The following is a 24,118-nucleotide window of genomic DNA, read 5'->3' on the forward strand; positions in this document are numbered from 1 at the left end:
CCGGTGTATCACTGATTTGATGTCATGAAACATTCTGTTATTACATATCACTGATCTGATGGTGTGGAACATTTGTTCTCATATTATAACAACGGTGCAAACAGACGCATCAGGCTCTGAACCATACGTACCGGAAGTCTTCGTCTGCGGCAGAATGAAACATCCATCTCCTCCGACTCTTCAAATGTCCTGAGGCAGTCTTCCTTTACCTGCATGACTGCCTTAGACCGGTACATAAATACACCACATTCAAAGTGTAAAAACAGACTCCGGTAGTCAAGGTTTACACTGCCGACCGTCGCGATCTCATCGTCACAGACAAAACATTTTGCATGGATAAATCCCGGTGTATACTGAAAAATCTTCACACCATTCTTTAAAAGCGGTTCATAATAAGACTGTGTTAAAAGATATACTGCCTTTTTATCCGGCACACCCGGTGTCACGATCCTTACATCCACACCGCTCTTTGCTGCATTTGAGAGACAGATCAGCATTTCGTGATCGATGATCAGATATGGTGTAAAAATATACACATAGTTTTTCGCACGGTTTATGATATTCAGATAAATATTTTCTCCGACGTTTTCATTATCGAGCGGACTGTCACCATACGGCTGTACAAAGCCATCGGAGGTAAATTCTTTCTCCCTGTAAACAGACGGCAGGAATCTGCTGTAATCTTCCGTGGAACGGTTGATATAATTCCACATTTCCAGAAACATTGCCGTAAGGCTCCAGACTGCCTCTCCCTCAATCCGCACTCCGGTATCCTTCCAGTATCCAAACCTTTTGACTTTATTGATATATTCATCGGCAAGATTGATACCGCCTGTAAATCCAATATACCCATCCACCACAAAAATTTTACGGTGATCGCGGTTGTTCATCACCACAGAGATCAGTGGTTTAAACGGATTGAATGTCACACAGGGAATCCCTCTCTCCTGCAGCTTTTTATAATATCCAAAAGAAATAGAATTGATGCTGCCGACATCATCATAGATAAAGCGCACATCCACTCCGGCCTTTGCCTTTTCCTCAAGAATATCAAGGATCGTATTGAACATATATCCTTCTTCAATGATAAAATACTCGAGAAATATAAAATGTTTTGCACCGCGCAGTGCCTCTAACATATCCGGGAACATTTCTTCCCCGCAGCTGTAATATTTTGTCTGCGTGTTCTGATATAATGGAAATCCCGCCCATTTATCAATATAAGATGACTGCAGATATGCTGACCGGCTTTCTTTTTCTAAGCCTTTCTCCACTGCGCTATCTCTCTGAAACAATGCTTCCACCTGACGGTTGACAGCATCCATTCTCTCTCTTGTATGTTTGGTCAGACCGGATCTTCCAAATAAGAAATATACCATAAGTCCAAAAATCGGCGACAATAAGATCAAAAACGTCCACGAGAGTTTATTCGCCGGATTTGTCCATTTATTGACGATTACAAGCACAACAATGATTGCTATCACACGCACAAGCAAATTGACATACGTAAACTTGTAACTGAGCTGCCACAATACGACACACAGCCATAACACCTGTAAAATGATTGCCATGGCAACCACAAAAAATCTTCCAAATATGAGATGTAATATTTTCTTCATACAAATCTCCATTCTCCCTGCACGCTTTTCAATGAAAGCAACGTTTTCATCTGCACAAGTTTGTGCCACAGTACAAATATGTGCTTATTGTAATAATTTTCCTCTCAAAAGTCAACGCACGAGATGATCCACATGTATCATCCCCCATCCGATCCTGCCAAGCTGCGCACTTCTCGGATATGCTCTCTCATAAAGGCGCAGCTTCATTTCTGCCGGAGTAAATGATGGATACTTCTCAAATGCAAGGGCAAGCGCCCCTGAGACAACCGGTGCTGCCATGGAAGTTCCGCTTTTTACCTGATATCCGCTTTTATCCTTGCTGCAGCTTGTAATACCGGTTCCGGGTGCGAGGATTTCCGGCTTTACGATGCAGCATGCAGTCGGCCCCCTGCCGCTGTATCCGGTTTTTAAAACTTTTCTCCCACGGTCATAGGTATCATCATCACTGCTTCCGACCGTCAGTACTTTTCTTGAAATACCCGGAATCGTCACCGTATTTTCTTTTGGTCCGTTATTTCCTGCAGCGGCAACGACCATGATCCCTGCATCCCACAATTCATCGATCGCATATAAAAGCTTCCTCTGCTCCTCCACACCTGCGCCCGGTAACATTCCTACCGATATATTTAATATCTTAATATGATAACGTTCCCTGTTCTCTTTGACCCACATCACTGCATCAAGTACTTTTTTCGTATTTCCATTTCCATTTTCATCTAAAACCTTTAACATGATAATCCTGCATTTTGGTGCAACTCCACTGTATATCCGAACCTTATGTGCAGTATCTTTCAGATACTGCTCAGACATTTTTCCGTTTCCCGCAATAATCCCCGAAACATGGGTGCCGTGACCATTATCATCATACATTTCCTTTCTCCCATAACAAAAATCATGAAAATATATGATTCTGTCCTCAAAATCCGGATGTGCAACAATACCGGTATCCATCACTGCAACGGTAACATTCTGTCCGCTAAGTCCTGATCTGTATGCATAATCCGTGTGAATCATCTTCTTCACCCGATCCATAGTCTCTCCCATTCTGTCAAAGAACTTCCATATTATTATATGAAGAAATTTATTTTCTGCTAAAAATGATAAAAAAATGTTAAATTTTTCTGAATATTCAGAAGAATGTTTGACACTTGGCATGATTTTCCTTATAATAAATAATAGTTAATTAGTGAACTATTTTGGTTCGCTTTAAAATCAAAAAAGAAAGTAGTGTGATGCCATCTTGAACAAAAAACTCAAAGAAAAATTTGACGAATCCGTAAATGCAGTCCTGCCGATCACGGTGATCGTGCTCCTGCTTTCCATTTTTGTTGTTCCCATGGAAACCGGAACGATCGCCCTGTTCTTAGTCGGTGCATTTATGCTGATCATCGGCATGGCTTTTTTCCAGCTCGGTGCAGAAACTGCCATGACACCTCTCGGCGAAGGCGTTGGTTCTTCCATTATGAAAACAAGAAAGCTTCCTGTTTTAATCGGCGTATGCTTTCTGATGGGTATTATCATAACCCTCGCAGAACCCGATCTTCAGGTTCTTGCAAATCAGGTTCCTTCTATTCCGAACAATACCCTGATCTTTACGGTTGCACTTGGTGTCGGCGTATTCTTAGTGATCGCCGTACTTCGTATTCTCTTTCGGATCAGTCTTCCAGTTCTTTTGTGCATTTTTTATATTGCACTGTTTTTTCTTTCTTTCGCGGCTCCTGCTGATTTTATTGCAGTCGCATTTGACTCCGGCGGCGTGACGACAGGTCCCATGACAGTTCCCTTTATTATGGCGATCGGTGTTGGTCTCTCCGCAACCAGAAACGATAAAAACGGTTCGAGTGACAGTTTTGGTCTGATTTCTTTTTGCAGTGTAGGTCCTGTTTTAATGGTCCTTCTGCTTGGCATTTTTTATCATCCAACCGGTGCCGCATACAATGAGACAACAATCCCGGACGTAATCACGATGCAGGACGTGATCCGCGAATTTGTACATATGATACCGGATTATGCAAAAGAGGTTCTGCTGTCTATCCTTCCGGTAATTTTCGTATTTCTGATCTTCCAGCTTATTTCCAGACGTTATCACAAGCCACAGGTGATCAAAATGATCATCGGTTTACTCTACACGATCATCGGTCTGATCCTTTTCTTAACCGGTGTAAACGTCGGATTTGCTCCTGTTGGAAGTCTTCTTGGAAGCAGTCTTGCCGGCCAGCCGTGGAAATGGATTTTAATCCCGATCGGTGCCTTGATCGGTTACTATATCGTAAAAGCAGAGCCTGCGGTCCAGGTATTAAACCGTCAGGTTGAGGACGTCACAAACGGCTCTATTTCCAGAGATACCATGAATTTAAGCCTGTCGATCGGTGTATCTGCCTCCGTTGCACTTGCATTGCTTCGTGTTCTTACCGGTTTAAACATTTACTGGCTTTTAATCCCGGGATACCTGATTGCACTGATTCTGACAAGATTTGTACCAAAAGTATTTGTCGGCATTGCCTTCGACTCCGGCGGTGTTGCGAGTGGTCCTATGACTTCCACTTTTCTGCTCCCGCTTGCCATGGGTGCATGTACCGCGATCGGAGGAAATGTAGTCACAGATGCTTTCGGAGTTGTTGCGATGGTTGCCATGGCACCACTTATTGCAGTTCAGGTCATGGGTGTCTCCTATAATATGAAATTAAAGAAAGCAAGTACCCCTGCCGCCGCCATCATTGGCATTGACGACAATGAAATTCTGGATTTTGAGGAGGATTTTTAACGATGCAGGAACAGAAAAAACGAGAAGCTTACCGCTGCCTTGTAATTATCACAGACTCCCATATCAGAGAGCAATTATGCGAATTTTTAGCAGATTCCCATATACCGGTCTACTATCAGATGCATGGGATCGGCACAGCCAGTTCAGAATGGTTAGAATTATGCGGTCTTGGAAGTATCCAGAAAAGTATCACACTCTGTTTTATTCCAAACGGACGCAAAAAAATTCTGCTCGCTGAAATGAATCAGGCATTGAGCCTTCATAAAAAAGGAACCGGTATTGCCGTCAGTATTCCCATGAACGGCATGCAGGGATTTCTATATAAACTTTTAAACGAGCACACCGCAGAATCAGACGGCGAAGAAGTTGAAAAGGAAGTGAAAAAGATGAATGAACCAATTACACATGCTATGATACTTGTAACAATCAATCAGGGATACAGTGACGCTGTCATGAACACCGCGCGCGCTGCCGGTGCAACCGGAGGCACGATCTTAAAAGGTCTGCGCTGCAGTCCCGGAAAATCGGCTGTCATCTTCGGCATCACGATCCAGGAAGAACAGGAAATCGTCGCAATCGTTGTACCAAAAGATAAAAAAACAGAGATCATGCAGGCGATCAGCTCTGCTCATGGAATGGACTCTCCTGCCCATGGTGTTGCCTTTTCCCTGCCAGTGGACGGAATTATGGGATTGTAATGCCGATGAGGCCATTCTATTGTCAGGTATTACAAAAAAGAACTGCACGTTAATAACTATCTTTAACATACAGTTCTTTTTTCAAATCCATATATCTTGTATATAGATTATTTATAATTTTTAAACTATTTGTTTTTTCTTATGCCTCTGCCGGAACATCCTTCATAGAGAAGCTGATGCGTCCCATCTTGTCTTTTCCAAGGCAGACAACTTTTACTTTATCTCCTAATGTCAGGACATCCTCCACACGATTGATACGCTCTTTGGAAATCTTGGAAATATGAACCATTCCCTCTTTACCCGGAGCAAATTCAACAAATGCGCCAAATTCTTTGATGCTTACAACAGTACCAGTAAAGATCTGTCCCTCTGCAAAGTCAGTGGTGATAATCTTGATCATTTCGATTGCTTTGTTCATCATCTCTGCGTCTGTGCCACATACAGATACAGCACCGTCATCGGTAATGTCGATCTTAACGCCTGTGCGGTCAATGATCTCGTTGATCGTCTTTCCTCTCTGTCCGACTACATCACCGATCTTGTCCGGATTGATCTGGATCTGAACGATCTTCGGTGCGAATGTGCTGACTTCTTTTCTCGGCTCCTCGATTGCTTTTGACATAACCTCATCCATGATGTAGATTCTTGCCTCTCTCGCACGTCCGATTGCTTCCTCAACGATCGGTCTTGTAAGACCATGGATCTTGATATCCATCTGGATTGCTGTGATACCTTTGTGTGTACCGGTTACCTTAAAGTCCATATCTCCGAAGAAATCCTCAAGACCCTGGATATCCGTAAGAACAAGGTAATCATCATCTGTGTCACCGGTAACAAGACCACAGGAAATACCTGCAACCATTGCTTTTAACGGAACACCTGCTGCCATTAAAGACATACAGGATGCACAGGTGGAAGCCATGGAAGTAGATCCATTTGACTCAAATGTCTCGGATACGGCACGGATCGCATATGGGAACTCCTCCTCAGAAGGAAGTACTGCCATAAGTGCTTTCTCAGCCAGTGCACCGTGACCGATCTCACGGCGTCCCGGTCCACGGGAAACTTTTGTCTCACCTACAGAATATGCAGGGAAGTTGTACTGATGGATATATCTCTTTGTTGTGATGTTCTCATCTAATCCGTCGATCTTCTGTACCTCAGAAAGCGGAGCTAATGTGACAACATCACAGATCTGTGTCTGTCCACGGGTAAACATTGCAGAACCATGCACTCTAGGAATCAGGTCAACCTCAGCTGCAAGCGGACGGATCTGGTTGATTGCACGGCCATCCGGACGTTTGTGGTCTTTTAAGATCATCTTGCGGACAGTCTTTTTCTGATACTGGTAAACAGCCTCGCCAAGCACTGCCAACCACTCTTCGTTATCTGCGAATGCCTCAGCAAGTTTATCTGTGATCTCACGGATGTTCTCTTCACGTTTCTGTTTCTCATCGGTAAATACAGCTTCTTCCATCTGCTCCGGTGTTACGATCTCTTTGATTGCAGCAAACATCTCTTCCGGGATTGCACAGCTTGTATACTCATGTTTTGGCTTACCAACCTCTTCTACGATATGGTTGATGAAAGCGATGATTGTCTGGTTCACATCATGACATTTATAGATTGCCTCGATCATCTTCTCTTCCGGAATCTCATTTGCACCAGCTTCGATCATGATGACTTTCTCAGCGGTAGATGCAACGGTAAGCTGTAAATCACCGGTATCCCATACTTTCTGGGAAGGATTGATAATAAACTCGCCATCTACCATACCCATCTGTGTCATGGCACAAGGACCTGCAAACGGGATATCAGAAATGGTAACTGCAAGTGCGGAACCGATCATTGCAACAACTTCCGGACGGCACTCCGGGTCAACAGACATAACCATGTTGTTGATGGTAACGTCGTTGCGGTAATCCTTCGGGAATAACGGACGCATCGGGCGGTCGATAACACGGGAAGTAAGGATTGCATTCTCGGATGCCTTACCTTCTCTCTTGTTAAATCCACCAGGGATTTTTCCGACTGCATACATTTTCTCTTCGTACTCAACGCTGAGCGGGAAGAAATCGACTCCGTCTCTCGGCTTGTCCGATGCGGTAGCAGTAGATAAAACTGTTGTCTCACCGTATTTTAATAATGCGGCTCCGTTTGCCTGGGCACATACTCTGCCGATATCTACGGTCAGTGTTCTGCCTGCAAGTTCCATTGAAAAACTTTTATACATGCGTTTTCTCCTTTTCTCTGTGGAGACAGAAGCACCGAAACTACTGAAAAATCCACGACCTCTCATACATTTTTCAGTGGTCTCGGAAATATACTTCTGCCTTTGGCAAAGAACCTGTTTTCACAGGATTCTTTCTTATTTTAACTGAAAATCGAGTGGAGTAAGTCTCCACTCGATAAAACCGTATGAAAACAGATTCCATACGGTATCCATACATGCCAGCCTCCATGCGGAAGCGGCTCTGTATGGAGAAGATCTTATTTTCTAAGACCTAAGCGCTCAATTAAGGAACGATATCTTTCGATATCAACTTTCTTTAAGTATGCCAGTAAACCACGTCTCTGACCAACCATCTTTAAAAGACCACGTCTTGAATGATAGTCGTTTTTGTTCTCAGCAAGATGAGCATTTAACTCCTCGATACGTGCTGTTAAGATAGCGATCTGAACTTCCGGTGAACCTGTATCTCCCGGTGTTCTGCCATACTCTGCGATAATTGCCTGTTTCTTTTCCTTTGCGATCATGTTATGATCCTCCTTTTCTTATTAAACGCCCGTTCCGGCTGTGCCGGGATATGATACTCAGTAAAAGGTCGGAGTGTCCATCTACCGAATATGGGCTAAACTCATACTCCGCTATTATAGCATGGGTTGTTTCTGTTGTAAATGCCTAAATTTAATTATTGATCACACGGACTACTTTGACCGGTGTTCTATAGTATGCTCCTGAGATCTTGATACCGGACTTCGGTGAACTTGCATGTACCACACGGCCGCCTCCAATATAAATAGCCACATGATTGATACTGCTTCCGTTGCCGTAGAAGAAAAGATCTCCCGGCTGTGCATCCGATGCGGAAATCTTTGTACCACAGTTTGCCTGTGCTCTTGAAGAATGTGGAAGTGAAATGCCATAGTTGGCAAATACGCTCATGACAAATCCGGAACAGTCCGCCCCTCTTGTCAGACTGGTTCCACCCCATACATACGGGTTTCCGACAAACTGTGTTGCATAGGAAACAAGGGATACACGGACATCCGATACACCCTGTCCATAACGGACTTCTGTCATAGTCTGTGCCTTCGGAAGTTCGGTTGCAATGCTGACATAGTCTGAAGAGACATATCCCTCATCACTGTCGACATTGATCTTTACCCAGCCGTCAAGGACTTCAAGAACCTCAAGTTCCTCACCCTCCGGCATCATGGTGATGACATGGCTGTCTGTGTTTGTCTCGTCACGGACATAAAGCGTGGTCGTCGTTACGGTTGCAACTGTCTGCTTTACTTCCTGTGCCTTTGCGATCGCTGCTTCGCCGGTCAGAAGATATTCTGATTTTACATATCCTTTTACTTTTCCGGACTCGATCTGTGTCCAGTCACCATCTGTTCCAATAATCTCACATCCTGCATTGTTTGGCAGCTTTCCAACAATCTCTGCCTCTGTTCCCGGAACTTCACGGACATTAATATTGCCATCTGCCTGTGCGATTCCCAGATTTGTGTATCCAAATGCACTGGCTGCCTCTGCAAGCGCCTGTGCCTGTTTTTCTTCCTCTGTTTGTGTCTCATCTTCCTGACCGGATGCAGTCATATCACGGTCGGATTCTGAAACACTGACCATATCTGCTGCGGTAACAGAAAGGTAATCCGACATCACATCAGTAACACCGGATGCAAGATCCGTACCCTGTTTTGTATAATTTTCCATCTGTTCTGCCAATGTGGAAGACACCCCCGCAGACACTTCATGTATCTGGGAATCTGTGCTCTCTGCCATTACTTCCTGTGTGTCTTTCACACCCGGCTTTCCATCAATATAAGCTGTTGAAAATACAAGAGAACCGGCTGCAAGAAGTCCGGCTGCCTTAACCCATTTTGCTTTCATATCCGTACCTTTCCAAAGAATCCTGAATACTTCGTTTATCAATACCGCTCAAGTATAGCAGTCATTTTTTACAATGTCAACATATTTATGTAATATTTCCGTAATATTTAGGATTCATTTTTCTCGAACCATGCCCTCGCATATGCAATATTATTCTGCATTTCCTCTTTTAAAGCCTCGATGGATGAAAATTTCCGTTCCTCCCGGATTCTTGTCAAGAACTCGACCGTCACTACTTTGCCGTAAAGATCCCCGGCAAAATCCAGAAGATGTGTCTCAACACCGACCGGATTTTTTCCTTCAATCGTCGGTTTCACCCCAACGTTTGTAACGCCACGGTAGCTCCGGTCGCCAAGCCGCACTTCTGTCACATAGACACCACTCTCCGGAAGCAGTTTTTCCTCCGGCGGAATCTGGTTGATCGTCGGGATTCCAAGTTTCGTGCTGCCTAAATGTCTTCCGTGAAGGATCTCCCCTGTCACAAAATAGTGATACCCTAACAGATGATTTGCCTTCTCAATATTGCCCTTTGCAATCTCTTCCCGGACAAATGTGCTGCTGATATCTCTCTTATCTTCCTGCATTTTATCGATCACAAGCACTTCATAGCCATACTTGTCCGATAAATCTTTCAACATGTGATAATCGCCCCTGCGATTGTGCCCAAAGTGGAAATCAGAACCAACCACAAAACACTTTACATGAAGCTGATGCACGATCTTGGCAATGAAATCTTCTGGTTCCATGCACATGATCTCTTTTGTAAACGGACACTCGACCAGATAGTCGATCCCAATCTGCTCAAAGATATGCATTTTTTCTTCATTGGTTGTTAAAACTTTCGCCTCAACCTGTTCCACACTTTTCCGTGGTGGAATATTAAATGTGAATATGACCGCTGCAAGTCCCGCTTCCTTTTTGGATGCCAGATGTTCCATCAGGAGTTCATGGCCTCTGTGTATCCCGTCAAATTTTCCAAGTGAAAGTACGGTTGGCTCTTCAATATAAAATTCGGTTGTGTTTTTCAGATATTTCATGCTTCCATAAACAATTTTACCGGTTTATAATCTCCGTGTATCTCGGAGTACTCATATATCCCGATAAAACGCCCTTCTTCATCATAAATACGGACCTTCTGCTGTTCCCAGTCTTTCTGATAAGAAACAAACATGTCTTTTTTCATCCGGTTTCCATTATATAACAGTTTGTTCCATTCTTTGCAGATCACCGCTTTTTTATACTGTAAAAATACGGAATCAACCGCATAAATAAAATCAAACATCTCTGCGTTCCACTGTTCTGACTGTGTCTGTCCTGCCGCTTTTTGTACACGTTCTTCGATCTCTGAGAGGCGAAGCGCATCCTGTACACAAAATTCAGATACCTTTGTGCGCAGCAAGGATTCCATACATGCTCCACAGGAAAGTTTCTCACCGATGTCCTGACATAATGTACGGATATAAGTTCCCTTTGAGCAGCGCACACGCATACAGACCCGGGGCAGTTCCATTTTAATAATCTCAATGGAATAGAGCTGAACCGGTCTTGCCTGACGTTCCACCGTCACACCGGCCCTTGCGAGATCGCACAGTTTCTTTCCGTTCACTTTTAATGCAGAATACATCGGCGGAACCTGCATGTATTCCCCTGTGAAAGAAAGAACTGCCTCTTTTACCTGCTCTTCCGTTACTTCTACCGGATGTTCCTCTAAAACAGTTCCCGTGGTATCCTGCGTGTCTGTCACCTTTCCAAGCAGCATCACCGCAACGTATTCTTTGTTTTTGTCCGTCAAAAGGTCGCAGACTTTTGTCGCTTTACCAAGACACACAGGAAGCACCCCCTCCGCATCCGGATCGAGTGTCCCTGTGTGTCCGATTTTCTTTGTTTTTAAAATACCTCTTAGTTTTGCGACCACATCAAAGGATGTATATCCTTTTTCTTTGTATACATTGATAATTCCGTTAATCATAAATTTTCCCGTCTCATGTACAGCCGTCATTTTCTGCAATCTGAAAATTTCAGGCTGCCTGTATCGTTAATCTGTGATCTGTTCTCTGATATCTTCAATAATTTCATTCAGCCGTTTTTCTGGATCTCCCGCCACGGAAAAACCTGCTGCCCTGACATGTCCGCCACCGCCATATTTTGCTGCGATCTTTGCAACATCCACATAACTTGCAGAACGAGTGCTGACTTTATAATTTTCTTCATCTGTCTGGTATAAAAAGACTGCTGCTTCCACGTCCTTTGTCACGCGAAGCTGGCTGACGATCCCGTCTAAATGTTTCGGAAGAACATTGTATTCTCTCATTTCCTCTGCAGTTATGATACTCGAGATGCATTTTCCATCCAGATGCAGCTTACTTTTTACCAGCGCAAGTCCCATGATACGGTTCTGCTCATAGGTTTTTGTAAAAAACGTCTGATCCACGATCTTCGGGAAATCAATGCCCATTCCCATCAGAACACCTGCTGCCTCCATCGTTTTTTCCGATGTGCAGGAATACTGGAACACACCGGTATCATGGATGATTCCGGTATAAATGCATTCTGCGATCTCTTTGGTCAGACGTTCTCTCGGGATCAGTTCAAATACCAGTTCCGACGCAGAACTCGCCTGCGGGAAAATATAGTTTTCATCCGCAAAACTCTGGTTACTGATATGATGATCGATACACGCTGTTTTTTTTGCATGCTCAAAATATTTTGCCGCGTCTCCAAGTCTGCCCAGATCCCCGCAGTCCTGTGCGATAAACAGATCAAACTCTTTATCTGCAGTGCAGTCGCTTATGATCTTATCCGCATTTTTCATAAATTTGAAAATATTGGGTATCGGCTGCAGATACAGGCTGACTTCGATCTGCGGGTAATATGTCGTAATATAGTTATAGGTTGCAAGGCAGGAGCCTACGCAGTCCCCATCCGGTCTGATATGACCTGCAATGGCAGCTGTTTTTACTCCCGCGAAAAGTTCATCGAGACTTTTCATGTTCTCCTCCATCCCCAAATATACGCTTTTCGTTTGTCTTATTCCTCTGCGTCATCTTCGCTTTTGATATCTTTTGTGACCTCGTCGATCATTTTAGACATCTTTACACCATATTCAATCGACTGGTCTAACACGAAACGGATCTCCGGTGTATTGCGCAGATTTACTGTTTTCGCAAGTTTGCTGCGGATAAATCCCTCCGCGCTCTTTAACCCTGCAAGTGTTTTTGCCTGGGATTCTTCATCTCCTAAAACACTGATATATGCTTTACATGTTTTTAAATCCGGTGCAACTTCCACTGCCACAACGCTTGTCAGCGGGTTGATCCGCGGGTCTTTGATCTCCCCGCGGATGATATTGGAAAGTTCGCGCTGCACCTCTCCATTGATCCTGGTATTTTTAATACTGTTTTTTCTCATTTTATAACCTCTTAGCGCGGTACCTCAACCATTGTATACGCTTCTACGATATCTAATTCCTGGAAATCACCGAAACCTTCAAATACAAGACCGCACTCAAATCCTGCTTTTACTTCTTTGACATCATCTTTAAATCTCTTTAAGGAAGCTAAATCACCCTCAAAGATCTGTTCGCCCTCGCGGGAAATACGAACTTTACATCCTCTCTGGAACATACCGTCAAGCACATAAGAACCTGCGATATTGCCGACGCCGGAAGCCTTGAAGATCTGACGGATCTCTGCATGGCCTAATACTTTCTCTTCGTATACCGGGTCTAACATTCCCTTCATGGCTGCCTCTACATCCTCAATTGCATTGTAGATGACTTTGTAGAGACGGATATCTACGTTTTCTTTATCTGCAGTAAGTTTTGCAGTCGGATCCGGACGGACGTTAAATCCGATGATGATCGCATTTGATGCAGATGCAAGGCTGACATCAGACTCGTTGATCGCACCAACACCACCATGGATGACTTTTACAACAACTTCTTCGTTCGACAGTTTTACAAGACTCTGTTTTACTGCCTCCACGGAACCCTGTACATCGGCTTTTACGATGATATCGAGTTCTTTGACATTTCCGGACTGGATCTGTGAAAACAGATCGTCTAAGGACATCTTCACTTTTGTATCTTCGATCAGACGGTTCTTGCCCTCGGAAATATAGGTCTCAGCAAATGCTCTCGCCTCTTTTTCTGTATCCATGGCAACGAATGTCTCGCCCGCTTCCGGTACAGAGGATAAACCTAAGATCTCTACCGGCATGGAAGGACCAGCTTCTTTGACACGTCTTCCCTGATCATCGATCATTGCACGGACTTTACCATAGCAGCTTCCGCATGCTACCGGCTGGCCAACTTTTAAAGTACCTTTCTGCACCAAAACAGTGGCAACGGCACCGCGGCCCTTATCAAGCTGTGCCTCAATGACAAGACCTCTTGCATTACGTTTCGGATTTGCCTTTAACTCAAGTACTTCTGCTGTTAAAAGGATCATCTCAAGCAGGTTGTCGATACCCTCTTTTGTATGTGCGGATACCGGACAGAAGATCGTGCTTCCACCCCAGTCTTCCGGGATAAGTTCATACTCGGATAACTCCTGTTTTACACGCTCGATATTTGCACTCGGCTTATCGATCTTGTTGATCGCAACGATGATCTCAACACCTGCTGCTTTTGCATGGTTGATTGCCTCTACGGTCTGTGGCATTACACCATCGTCTGCTGCAACGACTAAGATCGCAATATCGGTGGAATTTGCACCACGCATACGCATTGCAGTAAATGCCTCATGTCCCGGTGTATCTAAGAATGTGATCTTCTGACCATTGATGGATACCACGGATGCACCGATGTGCTGTGTGATACCGCCTGCCTCTCTGTCTGTCACACGGGTAGAACGGATTGCATCCAGCAAGGATGTTTTACCATGGTCAACGTGGCCCATAACACAGACAACCGGTGGACGTGCTACTAAAGTATCTTCCGGATCTTCTTCCTCTTTTAAGAGTTCGGCGATCACATCGACTTTTTCTTCCGGCTCACAGATGCAGTTAAACTCTAATGCGATTTCTTCTGCCTGCTCGTAATCTACTTCCTGGTTTACCGTAACCATCGTTCCTTTTAAGAACAGTTTCTTTACGATAACAGACGGCTGTACTTTCATCTTGTCAGCTAACTCTCTGATCGTAAGTTTCTCCGGTAATACCAGTGTGCGGATCACATCCTCTTCCGGCTGCTGTTTTGGCTGCTGCTGAGGTTTCTTCTTGCCACCGTTCTTCTCAAGATTGATAAAGCGCTCCTGTTTCTTTCCGCCAAGTGCATCGTAATCGTTGCGCTGTCTTGCGTTTTTGTTTCTGTCCTTATCGCGCTCTCTGGATTCTTTTCCTCTTAACTCCTCCGGTGCTGCTGCAGCTGCCTCTTTATTGAAGCGGTCGATCTCACGGTCAAGTCTGCCGCCACCATTATTTCCACCACGGAAGCCATTGTTTCTGTTGTTATTTCTGTCGCCCTGACCCTGTCCCGGTCTGCCATTGTTCTGGTATGGACGCTGTCCATCGTTTCTTCCGTTTCTGTCACCGTACGGGCGCTGTGGTCTGTCACCATTGTTTCTCTGGTTTCTTCCATCTCCCTGCGGACGGCGCTGACCATTATTGTTACGGTCGCGTCTGTCATTATTATTCCCCTGACGGCGGTCATTATTCTGCGGACGGTACTCCGGATTCTGTGCATAGACATTTTCTCTTGGAGTCTGTACCTGTACTTTTTCAACCGTTTTCTTCGGCTCTTCCGCTGCCGGTTTTGCCTCTCTCTGTGCCTTCAGCTCTGCTGCTTTTGCCGCTGCAAGATGCTCTGCCTCTTCCGCTGCTTTTGCTGCCTCCGGGTTAATTGCGCGTTCAAATGCTTTTCTTACATCATAACCGGATGTCGGTCTTGCCTGCGCATTGCCGCGGTTTGGATTCTGTCCCTGTGGACGGCGGTCGCCATTCCCCTGGCGTCTGTCACCATTTCCAGAACGTCTGTTGTTATTGCCGCCGCGGCCGCCGCCCTGTTTGCTGTACTGTGCATTGAACACAGCAGTAATGCTTGATTTTTTCTTCGGGCGCTGCTCTGCGTTCTCAGTTTTTGCACCCTCAGCCGGTTTATTCTGCTCGTTTGCCTGTGGCTTCTGTGCAGGTTTATTTTCCGGTGCCGCTGTCTTGTTCTCTGCAGGTTTGCTCTCTGACACATTTTCTTTATTCTGTGCCTTTGCAGTATTCTCCGCTGCTGCAGACTTTCCAAATTTCTTTCTCACGATATCCTGTGCCGGATCATCGATATTGCTGGAAGCTGCTTTCACTGCATATTCCGTCGTATTTAATGTTTCTATAATCTGTTTACTCTCTATTCCTAATTCTTTTGCAAGGTCATATACTCTCATTTTTGCCATTTATCTTAATTCCTCCCATTATTCAGTTGTGATTGCTGTTTCAGTCTCTCTTCGATCGAGTGCGACAGTCCCTCGTTTGTGACTGCAAGCGATGCACGAAATTCTTTTCCGATGAAATGCCCGAGCATTTCTTTGTCCGAATATTCATACATTGGCACCTGATAAAAATCTGTCATATTTCGAAACATTTTCTTCGTATTGTCTGACGCATCCTGTGCAACGATGACAAGATATGCCCTGCCCTCTTTTACCGCCTTTTCCGTAGAAAATTCTCCACTCGCCACACTGCCGGCTTTTGCGGCAATTCCTAGCATAGATAACACTCTATCTGGTTTCAAGCTGTTCCATCTCCTTTGTCAGCGTTTCATATACATCTTTCGGGATCGGCATTTTAAATGATCGTTCTAACCCTTTATTTTTTATCGCCATTGCAAGACATTCACGGTTTGGGCAGATATAAGCACCTCTTCCGTTCTTTCTTCCAGTTGCATCTAAAATGATCTCCGTTTCCCCTTCTTCCGTCGGCGCTGTTTTGATCACACGGATCATATCTCTTTTGGCTTTCATCTCATGACAGCCGACACACTGCCTCATCGGAATCTTTTTATTTGACATTCTTCTTAATACCTCTTATTCTCTGTCCTCACCATCAGCTTCGGCATTGTTTTCTTCTGCTCCGTCAGTCTCATAGCTGTCTTCCTCATAGCCTTCCTCTGCCGGTGCACTGCCGTCCTCGTACTCCTCATAGGACCCGCCGTCCTCATCGTAATACTCATCTTCCTCGTAATCATTCTCGTAATCTAAGAAATCGCCGGACTCTCTCGCCTGTGTCTCGCTCTTGATATCGATCTTGAATCCTGTCAGACGTGCTGCAAGTCTTGCATTCTGTCCTTCTTTTCCGATGGCAAGAGAAAGCTGGTAATCCGGAACAACCACTTTTGCAGATTTTTCTTCTGCATCCGCAATAACAGAAATAACTTTTGCCGGACTTAATGCATTTTCGATCATCATTGCCGGATTCTCATTCCAGGTGATGATATCAATCTTCTCACCACGCAGTTCACCAACGATTGCATTGACTCTGGCACCATTCATACCAACACATGCACCAACCGGATCGACATCCGGATCGTTTGACCATACTGCGATCTTTGTTCTGCTTCCTGCTTCACGCGCGATCGCCTTGATCTCTACGATGCCCTCGCGGACCTCAGCCACCTCAGACTCAAACAGGCGTTTTACAAGTTCCGGATGTGTTCTGGAAACTAACACTTTCGGTCCTTTAGAAGTAGCCTTAACCTCTAAGATATATACCTTGATACGCTCTGTCGGCTGGAACACTTCGCCTTTTACCTGTTCATTCTCTGTTAAGATCGCATCGACCCTTCCTAAGTTAATGCTGACATTTCTTCCCACATAACGCTGTACCACGCCGGTCACAACATCTTTTTCCATGCTGTAATACTGATCGTATAAAACTTTACGCTCTTCTTCACGGATTTTCTGTAAGATCACGTTCTTTGCATTCTGTGTTGCGATACGTCCGAATTCCTTAGACTGTACCTCGATGTTGACAACGTCTCCGATCTCATATTTGGAATTGATCATCTTTGCATTGACCAGACTGATCTGCTCTACCGGATCTTCTACCGTTTCAACAACTGTCTTTTCCTGAAATACATGAAACTCACAGGTTTCCGGATCGATCGATACTTTTACGTTATCGGATGAACCAAAATGGTTCTTGCACGCTGTTACAAGAGAATTTTCAATCGCTTCAAGCAATGTATCTTTGCTGATATTCTTCTCCTGTTCCAGTATATTTAACGCTTCTAACAACTCATTATTACTCATTATTAAATCCTCCTTGTTTTGCGGAGCAAAATGCCTGCTATGCTGTTTTTGCATAGCATGTGCCCTTGCAGGGAGCAATGCCCAGCACACTGGGCAGGATTTTCCTCCTTTAGTTCATCTTTAAAAGTCAAATGCCAGACGGATCAGTGCGATATCGCTCTTTTCAAACGTCATTTCCGTTCCGTCCTCTGTTTTTATCGTCACGGTATTTTCATCATATGCAGACAAAATACCATAAAATTCCTTTTCACGGTTGATTGCACGATATGTTCGTATCTCTACTTCTTTTCCCATGCTGCGGATATAATCTTTTTCTTTTTTCAGCGGTCTGCCAAGTCCCGGAGAGCTGACCTCAAAAACATAGGAGTCCTCAACGAAATCTTCTCTGTCTAAAATCTCGTTCATCTCCCGCGCCACTGCCTCACAGTCATTTACGGTAATGCCGCCTTCCTTGTCGATATAGGCTCTTAAGTACCAGGCACCGCCTTCCTTTACATACTCCACATCGACCAGCTCAAAATTCATGCGGTCTAAAATCGGAGTAATCAGTTCTTCGGTGCGCGTTTCGTATGTTTCACGTTTTGACATGTGTACACCTTCTTTCTTCCATATTCAGTTTTACTTCTGCATGCATTTCTGTTGCAGAAATACATGGCTCCTAAACGTGAATTGAGAGAGGGCTTTCGTCCTCTCTCAATCAAGTCATCGTGTTATCATTTATTAATGTAACACTTTCCTCTTTAAAATGCAAGCCTTTTACATTTTTTTCTGACAAACAATAAAATCATACAACATAAAAAATTGCCAATATACCATCTGGCATACTGACAACTTCCGGGTTGGGCTGTTTATCTCTTTCGAAATAACAGTGAGTAGCTCGTAGGGGAATCGAACCCCTGTTTCCGCCGTGAGAGGGCGGCGTCTTAACCGCTTGACCAACGGGCCACAAATATTTGATTTATCTCTGTTATAAAACAGAATAGCTCGTAGGGGAATCGAACCCCTGTTTCCGCCGTGAGAGGGCGGCGTCTTAACCGCTTGACCAACGGGCCATAAGTATTTGTTCATCTCTGTTATAAAAACAGAGTAGCTCGTAGGGGAATCGAACCCCTGTTTCCGCCGTGAGAGGGCGGCGTCTTAACCGCTTGACCAACGAGCCGAACTGATACTTATTATAGCATGTTTTTTTTTATTTGCAAGTATTTTTTTGAAGTTTTTTTATTTTTTTAAAAATATGAACAATTTACACAATTTCATTCTGCTTTTCCCACCATTTTCATGGCATTTTTACCTCTTTTTCATACATCAGATCCTCTATTACTTCACGCACCGTCGAAATCCGATCTATTTTTCCAACATTCGAACCACAAAATACAAGTCCGTTTTCAACGTCTCCATGCACAGCACGGATCAACGCCTGTGTGATGCAGTACGGAATCTGCGCCGGTTTACAGTTTTTAATGCAGTGATAACAGCGCTCCACGCTCTCCGGCGCCCGTTCTGTCTTTTGGATAAAAGCATTGTTTAACGCACGCCCCGGCATGCCGACCGGACTTTTGATGATTTTTACATCAGTTTCTTTTGCATTCACATATGCTTTTTTATATCCTAAGGAAGCATCACACTCTTTTGTCGCAACAAATCTTGTCGCTGCCTGAACTCCGTCTGCTCCGAGTGCTTCGATCCGCTTTGCATCGGATGCATCCCAAATCCCGCCTGCTGCAAAAACAGGGATCTGCTTTCCATACTTCTCCTCGTACTTTTTCTTTTCTTCCACGATCCCCGTCAGCTCTTCCTCAAAACGGATCTTTGAAATATCATCTAACTGCTCCCTCGAAAATCCAAGATGTCCGCCCGCCTCCGGCCCCTCTGTGACGATAAAGTCTGCTGTCCTGCCGTATTTTTTATCCCAGGTTTTTAAAAGCAGCGCCGCCGCGCGCCTTGACGATACTATCGGTGCAATCTTTGCTTTTCCTGCTTCTACCAGCTCCGGCAGATCCACTGGAAGCCCGGCTCCGCAGATTACCGCATCCGCCCCGGCACGCACCGCCTCTTTAACATGCTCCCTGTATTGCTGTAATGCCACCATGACGTTGACTGCTATCATTCCTTTTCCAGATGCCAGTTCTTTTGCACGCACGATATGCTTTCGGATACTGCGCAGATTGCACGCTTCTTCATTTCCCACAAAATCCGGTTCCTCAAATCCGATCTGTGCCGTGGAGATCACGCCCATGCCGCCCTCCGATGCAACCGCGCCAGCCAGGCCGCTTAAACTCACACCAACTCCCATGCCGCCCTGGATCAGCGGCAGACTCAGATTCCATCCTTCAAAACGATTCATTGAAAAAATTTTCTTCATTGTCTTTCCCTCTATTGTATATAGTTTTTATTACTATATATAATGGTATCATTCAATATATAATATGTCAACAATAACCATATTATTATTTGTAAAGAAAAACGACTGTAAATTTTTTACGTTTACAGTCGTTTTCCGTGTTTTTATCATTTATAAATTATTTATTCCTGCGCAAAGACATCGACCTCTTCTATCGTAAGTCCCACACCGTCTGCAATCTCTTCCTTTGACAACTTTCCCTGTTTCAGCTATGCAGATCAATCGTCATATCCGTTCGGATTGTTCTTCTGCCATCTCCAGGAATCTTCGCACATCTCTTTGATACCATACTGTGCCTTCCAGCCAAGCTCACGCTCTGCCTTCGAAGGATCACAGTAACAGGTTGCAATATCACCTGCACGTCTCGGTTTGATGGAATAAGGAATCTTCACGCCAGTTGCAGCTTCGAAGTTTTTGACAATGTCAAGCACACTGTAACCATGACCTGTTCCAAGGTTATAGATTGCAAGTCCGCATTTCTCATCGATCTTCTTTAATGCTTTTACATGACCGAGCGCAAGGTCAACTACATGAATGTAATCTCTGACACCTGTTCCGTCCGGCGTGTCATAATCGTCACCAAATACGCCAAGTTCTTTTAATTTGCCGACTGCCACCTGTGTAATGTATGGCATCAGGTTGTTCGGGATACCGTTCGGATTCTCTCCCATGGTTCCACTCTTATGAGCACCGATCGGGTTAAAGTAACGGAGTAAGATCACGTTCCACTCCGGATCTGCTTTCTGGATATCCATCAGTACCTGCTCTAACATGGATTTTGTCCATCCATAAGGATTGGTGCACTGACCCTTCGGGCAGTTCTCTGTGATCGGGATTTCTGCCGGATCACCGTATACGGTTGCTGAAGATGAGAAAATAATGTTCTTGCAGTTATGCTGACGCATTACATCCACCAGAGTCAATGTTCCTGAAATATTGTTGTTGTAATATTCCCAAGGTTTCTGCACAGACTCACCAACAGCCTTTAATCCTGCGAAATGGATACAGCTATCAATTTTTTCTTTTTCAAAAATCTCATTTAAAATTGTGCGGTCTAAGATATCGCCTTTATAAAAAGTCACTTCTTTTCCTGTGATTGCTTTTACACGCTCTAATGATTTTTCAGATGCGTTTACCAGATTGTCAAGTACAACAACCTCATAACCCGCATTTAACAGTTCTACGCATGTGTGACTTCCAATGAATCCGGCACCGCCGGTAACTAAAATTGCCATAGTTTTTTCCACCTTTCCATAACAAATCTTTTTGTTTTCCTTCAACGTTATGGGTACATCTTACCCCATTCTTTGGAAAATGTATAGCCAAAAATGTGTATATTATATGTAAAAATGTTGCATGTTGACCGAGTGGCCGGTATAATTATTTAGTGCATCGCCGTGGGGTTGTGGCCGTCAGGCCGTGTGAAGCTGCTGGCAGTGGATTACCAGAGAATAATGGAGGATTGCCATGTACGAAAAATATAAAAATTCTTACAAAGTAACAGAGAAAGAACTGGTTTCACTTTCCGTCTATAACGTGGGATTTCAGAGATGTGACTCGCTTTATCAGTGGGGACCGGGAATCCGGGATCATTATCTGATCCATTATATTATTTCGGGGAAAGGTTTTTACAAGATTGGAAAAAGAACTTATGAATTGCAGGCGGGGGATTCTTTTTTGGTGTATCCAAATACAGAGGTTGTCTATTACGCTGCAGAGACTGACCCGTGGGAGTATGCATGGGTGGGTTTTACGGGCAGTGACGCTTCCATGATCTTAAAGGCAACGGATTTTTCGCCGGAAAAACCGATCATACGGGAGACACCGCACGGAAGTGATATCCACCGCCAGATACTCCATATTTACGATGCCAGAGGAAATGAATTTGAGCATGCCGTGGAAATGACCGGACGGCTCTATACGATGCTTGCCATGTTTTTACACGGCGCCTCCCATACGACGGAGCAAAATTCCGCCAACAGTTATGTGCAGAAAGGCATCGAGTATATCTCTTCCAATTATTCTTATGCAATTACTGTGGAGGATATCGCAGACTATGTCGGCGTCAGCCGCAGCCACCTGTTCCGTTCTTTTGAATCGGTGCTTGGTCAGTCGCCAAAGGAATATCTGACTGATTTTCGCATGAAACAGGCGTGTTATCTGTTAGAACATTCCAGCCTGTCCATCACCGCGATTGCAAATTCACTGGGTTTTGACAACAGCTTATATTTTTCCAAAACGTTTCACAAACAAAAACAAATGTCCCCAAAAGAATACCGGACACATTCCCGTACCTCCTAACCATAAAACTCACTGCCGTTCCAGTATGCTTTTGCCTCCCCGGCAAGCACTGCCCTGCAAAAATCTTTTTCATCGGAGAGCTTCCGGTCAAACAGCATGCCGCCACCGATCATTCTGGTGGTATGCTGATCCGAGCCAGCCGTAATCGGAAGTCCATGTTCTTTCGCATAGGCGATCGCTTTTTCATTATACAGGATATTTTTATGCGACGTGCTCGCAGGACTCTCATGCGTGGCATTGATTCCCTCCACTGCATCTACACAGTCCGGGAAAAGGCGGATTTCCGGAATATAATCCTCCTCACGGAACGGATGCGCGTGGCTGACGATACCACCACCGGCATGTACCAGTTCATACTGTTCTTTCACATCTGCATCTTTGATTTCAGGATGCTCTAACAGCCATTCTTTGTTTAAGCCATAAATTAAAAATTCTGTTCCGTGATATCCTGACTCCCATCCAAAAAATATCTGGAGTCCGATCTTATCGCCTTCTTCTTTTGCGTGTTCATATCCCTTACAGAACTGTTCTACCCAGTCTTTCCATGGAAGGCTCCGGTCCGCCGCCGTATTTCCATAAAAGAAATGATCTGTTACGACGATGCCGGCATATCCCGCTTTCTGATATGCTCTCGCCATCTCTGCTCCTGTATTCTGTCCACATGCGCTTCCCTCTGATGTGTGCACATGGGTGTCATATAAATATCCGTTTATTTGCATGATAAACCACCAATTTACCTTTCATAAGCGAAAAAAGAACTTACCCCGGGGTTGTCCCACCGGAATAAGTTCTCCCTCATCTTGTCCTATAATTAAGCAACTGCTTTCTTTGCAATCTCAGCTAATGCTGCAAATCCTGCTGCATCGTTTACAGCCATCTCTGCTAACATTTTACGGTTGATGTCAACACCAGCTACTTTTAAGCCGTGCATCATCTGGCTGTAAGAGATTCCGTTCATTCTTGCTGCTGCGTTGATACGAGCGATCCATAACTGACGGAACTGTCTCTTTCTCTCTTTTCTTCCTGCGTAAGAACTTGTTAAGGCTCTCATAACAGACTGTTTTGCAACACGGTACTGTTTAGAACGAGCTCCTCTGTAACCTTTTGCTAATTTTAATGTTCTATTATGTCTTTTTTTAGCGCCTAAACCGCCTTTAACTCTTGCCATGATCTATTCCTCCTTAACAACTTTCTTACATGTATGGTAAAATCTTCTTCATATTCTTAACGTTTGTAGCATCTACGATAGCCGGTTTTCTAAGATTTCTCTTATTCTTTGTTGTTTTCTTTGTTAAGATATGTCTCTTGTAAGCTTTATTTCTCTTTAATTTTCCTGTTCCTGTTACTTTGAAACGTTTTGCAGCTGCTCTGCTTGTTTTCATTTTTGGCATGATATATTCCTCCTTAAAATTATGATTTTTTTTCTGCCAACACCATGCTGATGCTTCTGCCTTCAACCTTTGGTGCTTTTTCCACTACTGCAACCTCTGCAAGACTCTCAGCAAAGTCATCCAGAATATGCTTGCTGGCATTCATATGTGCCATCTCACGTCCACGGAATCTTAAAGTGATTTTTACCTTATCACCTTTGCTTAAGAATTTTTTTGCAGCATTCATTTTGGTGTTCAAATCATTTGAATCAATATTCGGTGACAGGCGAATCTCTTTTAACTCGACCACTTTCTGTTTTTTTCTGGCTTCTTTCTCTTTTCTCGCCAATTCATAACGATACTTACCGTAATCGATAATCTTACATACCGGCGGCTTTGCGGTCGGAGCAATCTTGACCAAATCAAGCTCTGCTTCCTCAGCCAGCTTCATTGCTTCTCTCACTGACATAATGCCAAGCTGTTCTCCGTTTTCTCCGATCAGACGAACTTCTCTGTCTCTGATCTGTTCATTAATCATTAACTCGCTAATGGTATTGCACCTCCAAAATATTATTCTTTACTTGCATTAAAAAAAGTGGATAGGCAGACTA

The 24,118-nt window shown here is 44.2% G+C and carries 23 protein-coding genes and 3 tRNA genes; 3 read left to right on the forward strand and 23 right to left on the reverse strand.

Going from position 1 to position 24,118, the window contains the following annotated elements:
* Window positions 1-83 precede the first annotated feature (83 nt).
* Both cls and RIL182_RS10735 read right to left on the reverse strand, forming a co-directional pair.
* Window positions 84-1,619, reverse strand: a complete 1,536-nt coding sequence (gene cls, locus RIL182_RS10730; RefSeq protein WP_015560483.1) for a cardiolipin synthase — start codon at window positions 1,617-1,619, stop codon at window positions 84-86.
* A 111-nt stretch (window positions 1,620-1,730) separates the two neighbouring features.
* Complete coding sequence (locus RIL182_RS10735) at window positions 1,731-2,651, reverse strand: S8 family peptidase (RefSeq protein WP_044999318.1); 921 nt, start codon at window positions 2,649-2,651, stop codon at window positions 1,731-1,733.
* Between the two features lie 208 nt (window positions 2,652-2,859).
* Here RIL182_RS10735 and RIL182_RS10740 point away from each other — a divergent pair, with 208 nt between their 5' ends.
* Window positions 2,860-4,383, forward strand: coding sequence for a DUF1538 domain-containing protein (locus RIL182_RS10740; RefSeq protein ID WP_006858053.1), 1,524 nt, complete (start codon window positions 2,860-2,862; stop codon window positions 4,381-4,383).
* Window positions 4,384-4,385: 2 nt separating this feature from the next.
* Window positions 4,386-5,081: a hypothetical protein gene (locus tag RIL182_RS10745; protein ID WP_134523301.1), complete on the forward strand. Its 696-nt coding sequence runs from the start codon at window positions 4,386-4,388 to the stop codon at window positions 5,079-5,081.
* Window positions 5,082-5,220: 139 nt separating this feature from the next.
* Here RIL182_RS10745 and RIL182_RS10750 read toward each other — a convergent pair whose 3' ends face one another.
* From RIL182_RS10750 to galE, 17 genes are all read right to left on the reverse strand, one after another.
* Window positions 5,221-7,314 carry a polyribonucleotide nucleotidyltransferase gene (locus tag RIL182_RS10750; RefSeq protein WP_015560481.1) on the reverse strand — a complete coding sequence of 698 codons (2,094 nt, stop codon included), beginning with the start codon at window positions 7,312-7,314 and terminating at the stop codon, window positions 5,221-5,223.
* A gap of 257 nt (window positions 7,315-7,571) precedes the next feature.
* A complete protein-coding gene (gene rpsO, locus RIL182_RS10755) occupies window positions 7,572-7,838 on the reverse strand; it encodes a 30S ribosomal protein S15 (RefSeq protein ID WP_006858056.1) in 267 nt (88 codons plus the stop codon).
* 151 nt (window positions 7,839-7,989) lie between these two features.
* Entirely contained in the window at window positions 7,990-9,201 is a 1,212-nt protein-coding gene (locus tag RIL182_RS10760; RefSeq protein ID WP_044999303.1) for a C40 family peptidase, read from the reverse strand.
* Window positions 9,202-9,308: 107 nt separating this feature from the next.
* Window positions 9,309-10,238, reverse strand: a complete 930-nt coding sequence (locus RIL182_RS10765) for a bifunctional riboflavin kinase/FAD synthetase (RefSeq protein WP_006858057.1) — start codon at window positions 10,236-10,238, stop codon at window positions 9,309-9,311.
* Window positions 10,235-11,170, reverse strand: coding sequence for a tRNA pseudouridine(55) synthase TruB (gene truB, locus RIL182_RS10770; protein WP_044999320.1), 936 nt, complete (start codon window positions 11,168-11,170; stop codon window positions 10,235-10,237). Before truB ends, RIL182_RS10765 begins: the two co-directional genes overlap by 4 nt.
* 66 nt (window positions 11,171-11,236) lie before the next feature.
* A complete protein-coding gene (locus tag RIL182_RS10775) occupies window positions 11,237-12,190 on the reverse strand; it encodes a DHH family phosphoesterase (protein ID WP_015560477.1) in 954 nt (317 codons plus the stop codon).
* A 38-nt stretch (window positions 12,191-12,228) separates the two neighbouring features.
* Entirely contained in the window at window positions 12,229-12,609 is a 381-nt protein-coding gene (gene rbfA / locus RIL182_RS10780; protein WP_006858059.1) for a 30S ribosome-binding factor RbfA, read from the reverse strand.
* An 11-nt stretch (window positions 12,610-12,620) separates the two neighbouring features.
* The gene (gene infB / locus RIL182_RS10785; protein ID WP_006858060.1) at window positions 12,621-15,581 is read right to left on the reverse strand and encodes a translation initiation factor IF-2; all 2,961 of its coding nucleotides are present in this window, start codon (window positions 15,579-15,581) and stop codon (window positions 12,621-12,623) included.
* A gap of 5 nt (window positions 15,582-15,586) precedes the next feature.
* A complete protein-coding gene (locus RIL182_RS10790; RefSeq protein WP_006858090.1) occupies window positions 15,587-15,895 on the reverse strand; it encodes a L7Ae/L30e/S12e/Gadd45 family ribosomal protein in 309 nt (102 codons plus the stop codon).
* Window positions 15,896-15,905: 10 nt separating this feature from the next.
* Window positions 15,906-16,196 (reverse strand): RNase P modulator RnpM, encoded by a 291-nt coding sequence (gene rnpM, locus RIL182_RS10795; protein WP_006858061.1) that lies wholly within the window; start codon window positions 16,194-16,196, stop codon window positions 15,906-15,908.
* A 15-nt stretch (window positions 16,197-16,211) separates the two neighbouring features.
* Entirely contained in the window at window positions 16,212-17,435 is a 1,224-nt protein-coding gene (gene nusA, locus RIL182_RS10800) for a transcription termination factor NusA (protein WP_022113042.1), read from the reverse strand.
* A 120-nt stretch (window positions 17,436-17,555) separates the two neighbouring features.
* Window positions 17,556-18,023 (reverse strand): ribosome maturation factor RimP, encoded by a 468-nt coding sequence (gene rimP, locus RIL182_RS10805; protein ID WP_134523303.1) that lies wholly within the window; start codon window positions 18,021-18,023, stop codon window positions 17,556-17,558.
* Window positions 18,024-18,308: 285 nt separating this feature from the next.
* Window positions 18,309-18,380 (reverse strand) — tRNA-Glu (locus RIL182_RS10810).
* Window positions 18,381-18,415: 35 nt separating this feature from the next.
* A tRNA-Glu gene (locus RIL182_RS10815) sits at window positions 18,416-18,487 on the reverse strand.
* Window positions 18,488-18,522: 35 nt separating this feature from the next.
* A tRNA-Glu gene (locus RIL182_RS10820) sits at window positions 18,523-18,594 on the reverse strand.
* Window positions 18,595-18,711: 117 nt separating this feature from the next.
* The gene (locus tag RIL182_RS10825; protein WP_006858933.1) at window positions 18,712-19,797 is read right to left on the reverse strand and encodes an NAD(P)H-dependent flavin oxidoreductase; all 1,086 of its coding nucleotides are present in this window, start codon (window positions 19,795-19,797) and stop codon (window positions 18,712-18,714) included.
* A 257-nt stretch (window positions 19,798-20,054) separates the two neighbouring features.
* Window positions 20,055-21,071 (reverse strand): UDP-glucose 4-epimerase GalE, encoded by a 1,017-nt coding sequence (galE, locus tag RIL182_RS10830; protein WP_015560473.1) that lies wholly within the window; start codon window positions 21,069-21,071, stop codon window positions 20,055-20,057.
* A gap of 232 nt (window positions 21,072-21,303) precedes the next feature.
* Here galE and RIL182_RS10835 point away from each other — a divergent pair, with 232 nt between their 5' ends.
* The gene (locus tag RIL182_RS10835) at window positions 21,304-22,137 is read left to right on the forward strand and encodes an AraC family transcriptional regulator (RefSeq protein WP_006858931.1); all 834 of its coding nucleotides are present in this window, start codon (window positions 21,304-21,306) and stop codon (window positions 22,135-22,137) included.
* Here the strand turns inward: RIL182_RS10835 and RIL182_RS10840 are convergent.
* The 4 genes from RIL182_RS10840 to infC all read right to left on the reverse strand — a co-directional run bounded on the left by RIL182_RS10840 (window position 22,134) and on the right by infC (window position 24,045).
* A complete protein-coding gene (locus tag RIL182_RS10840; protein WP_006858930.1) occupies window positions 22,134-22,856 on the reverse strand; it encodes a PHP domain-containing protein in 723 nt (240 codons plus the stop codon). The two genes, RIL182_RS10835 and RIL182_RS10840, sit on opposite strands and share 4 nt — an antisense overlap.
* Before the next feature lie 92 nt (window positions 22,857-22,948).
* Entirely contained in the window at window positions 22,949-23,305 is a 357-nt protein-coding gene (gene rplT / locus RIL182_RS10845) for a 50S ribosomal protein L20 (RefSeq protein ID WP_006858929.1), read from the reverse strand.
* A gap of 25 nt (window positions 23,306-23,330) precedes the next feature.
* Window positions 23,331-23,528, reverse strand: coding sequence for a 50S ribosomal protein L35 (gene rpmI, locus RIL182_RS10850; RefSeq protein ID WP_006858928.1), 198 nt, complete (start codon window positions 23,526-23,528; stop codon window positions 23,331-23,333).
* A 19-nt stretch (window positions 23,529-23,547) separates the two neighbouring features.
* Window positions 23,548-24,045, reverse strand: a complete 498-nt coding sequence (gene infC, locus RIL182_RS10855; protein ID WP_006858927.1) for a translation initiation factor IF-3 — start codon at window positions 24,043-24,045, stop codon at window positions 23,548-23,550.
* Window positions 24,046-24,118 lie beyond the last annotated feature (73 nt).

This window comes from Roseburia intestinalis L1-82, assembly GCF_900537995.1.
Taxonomy (GTDB): Bacteria; Bacillota; Clostridia; order Lachnospirales; family Lachnospiraceae; genus Roseburia; species Roseburia intestinalis.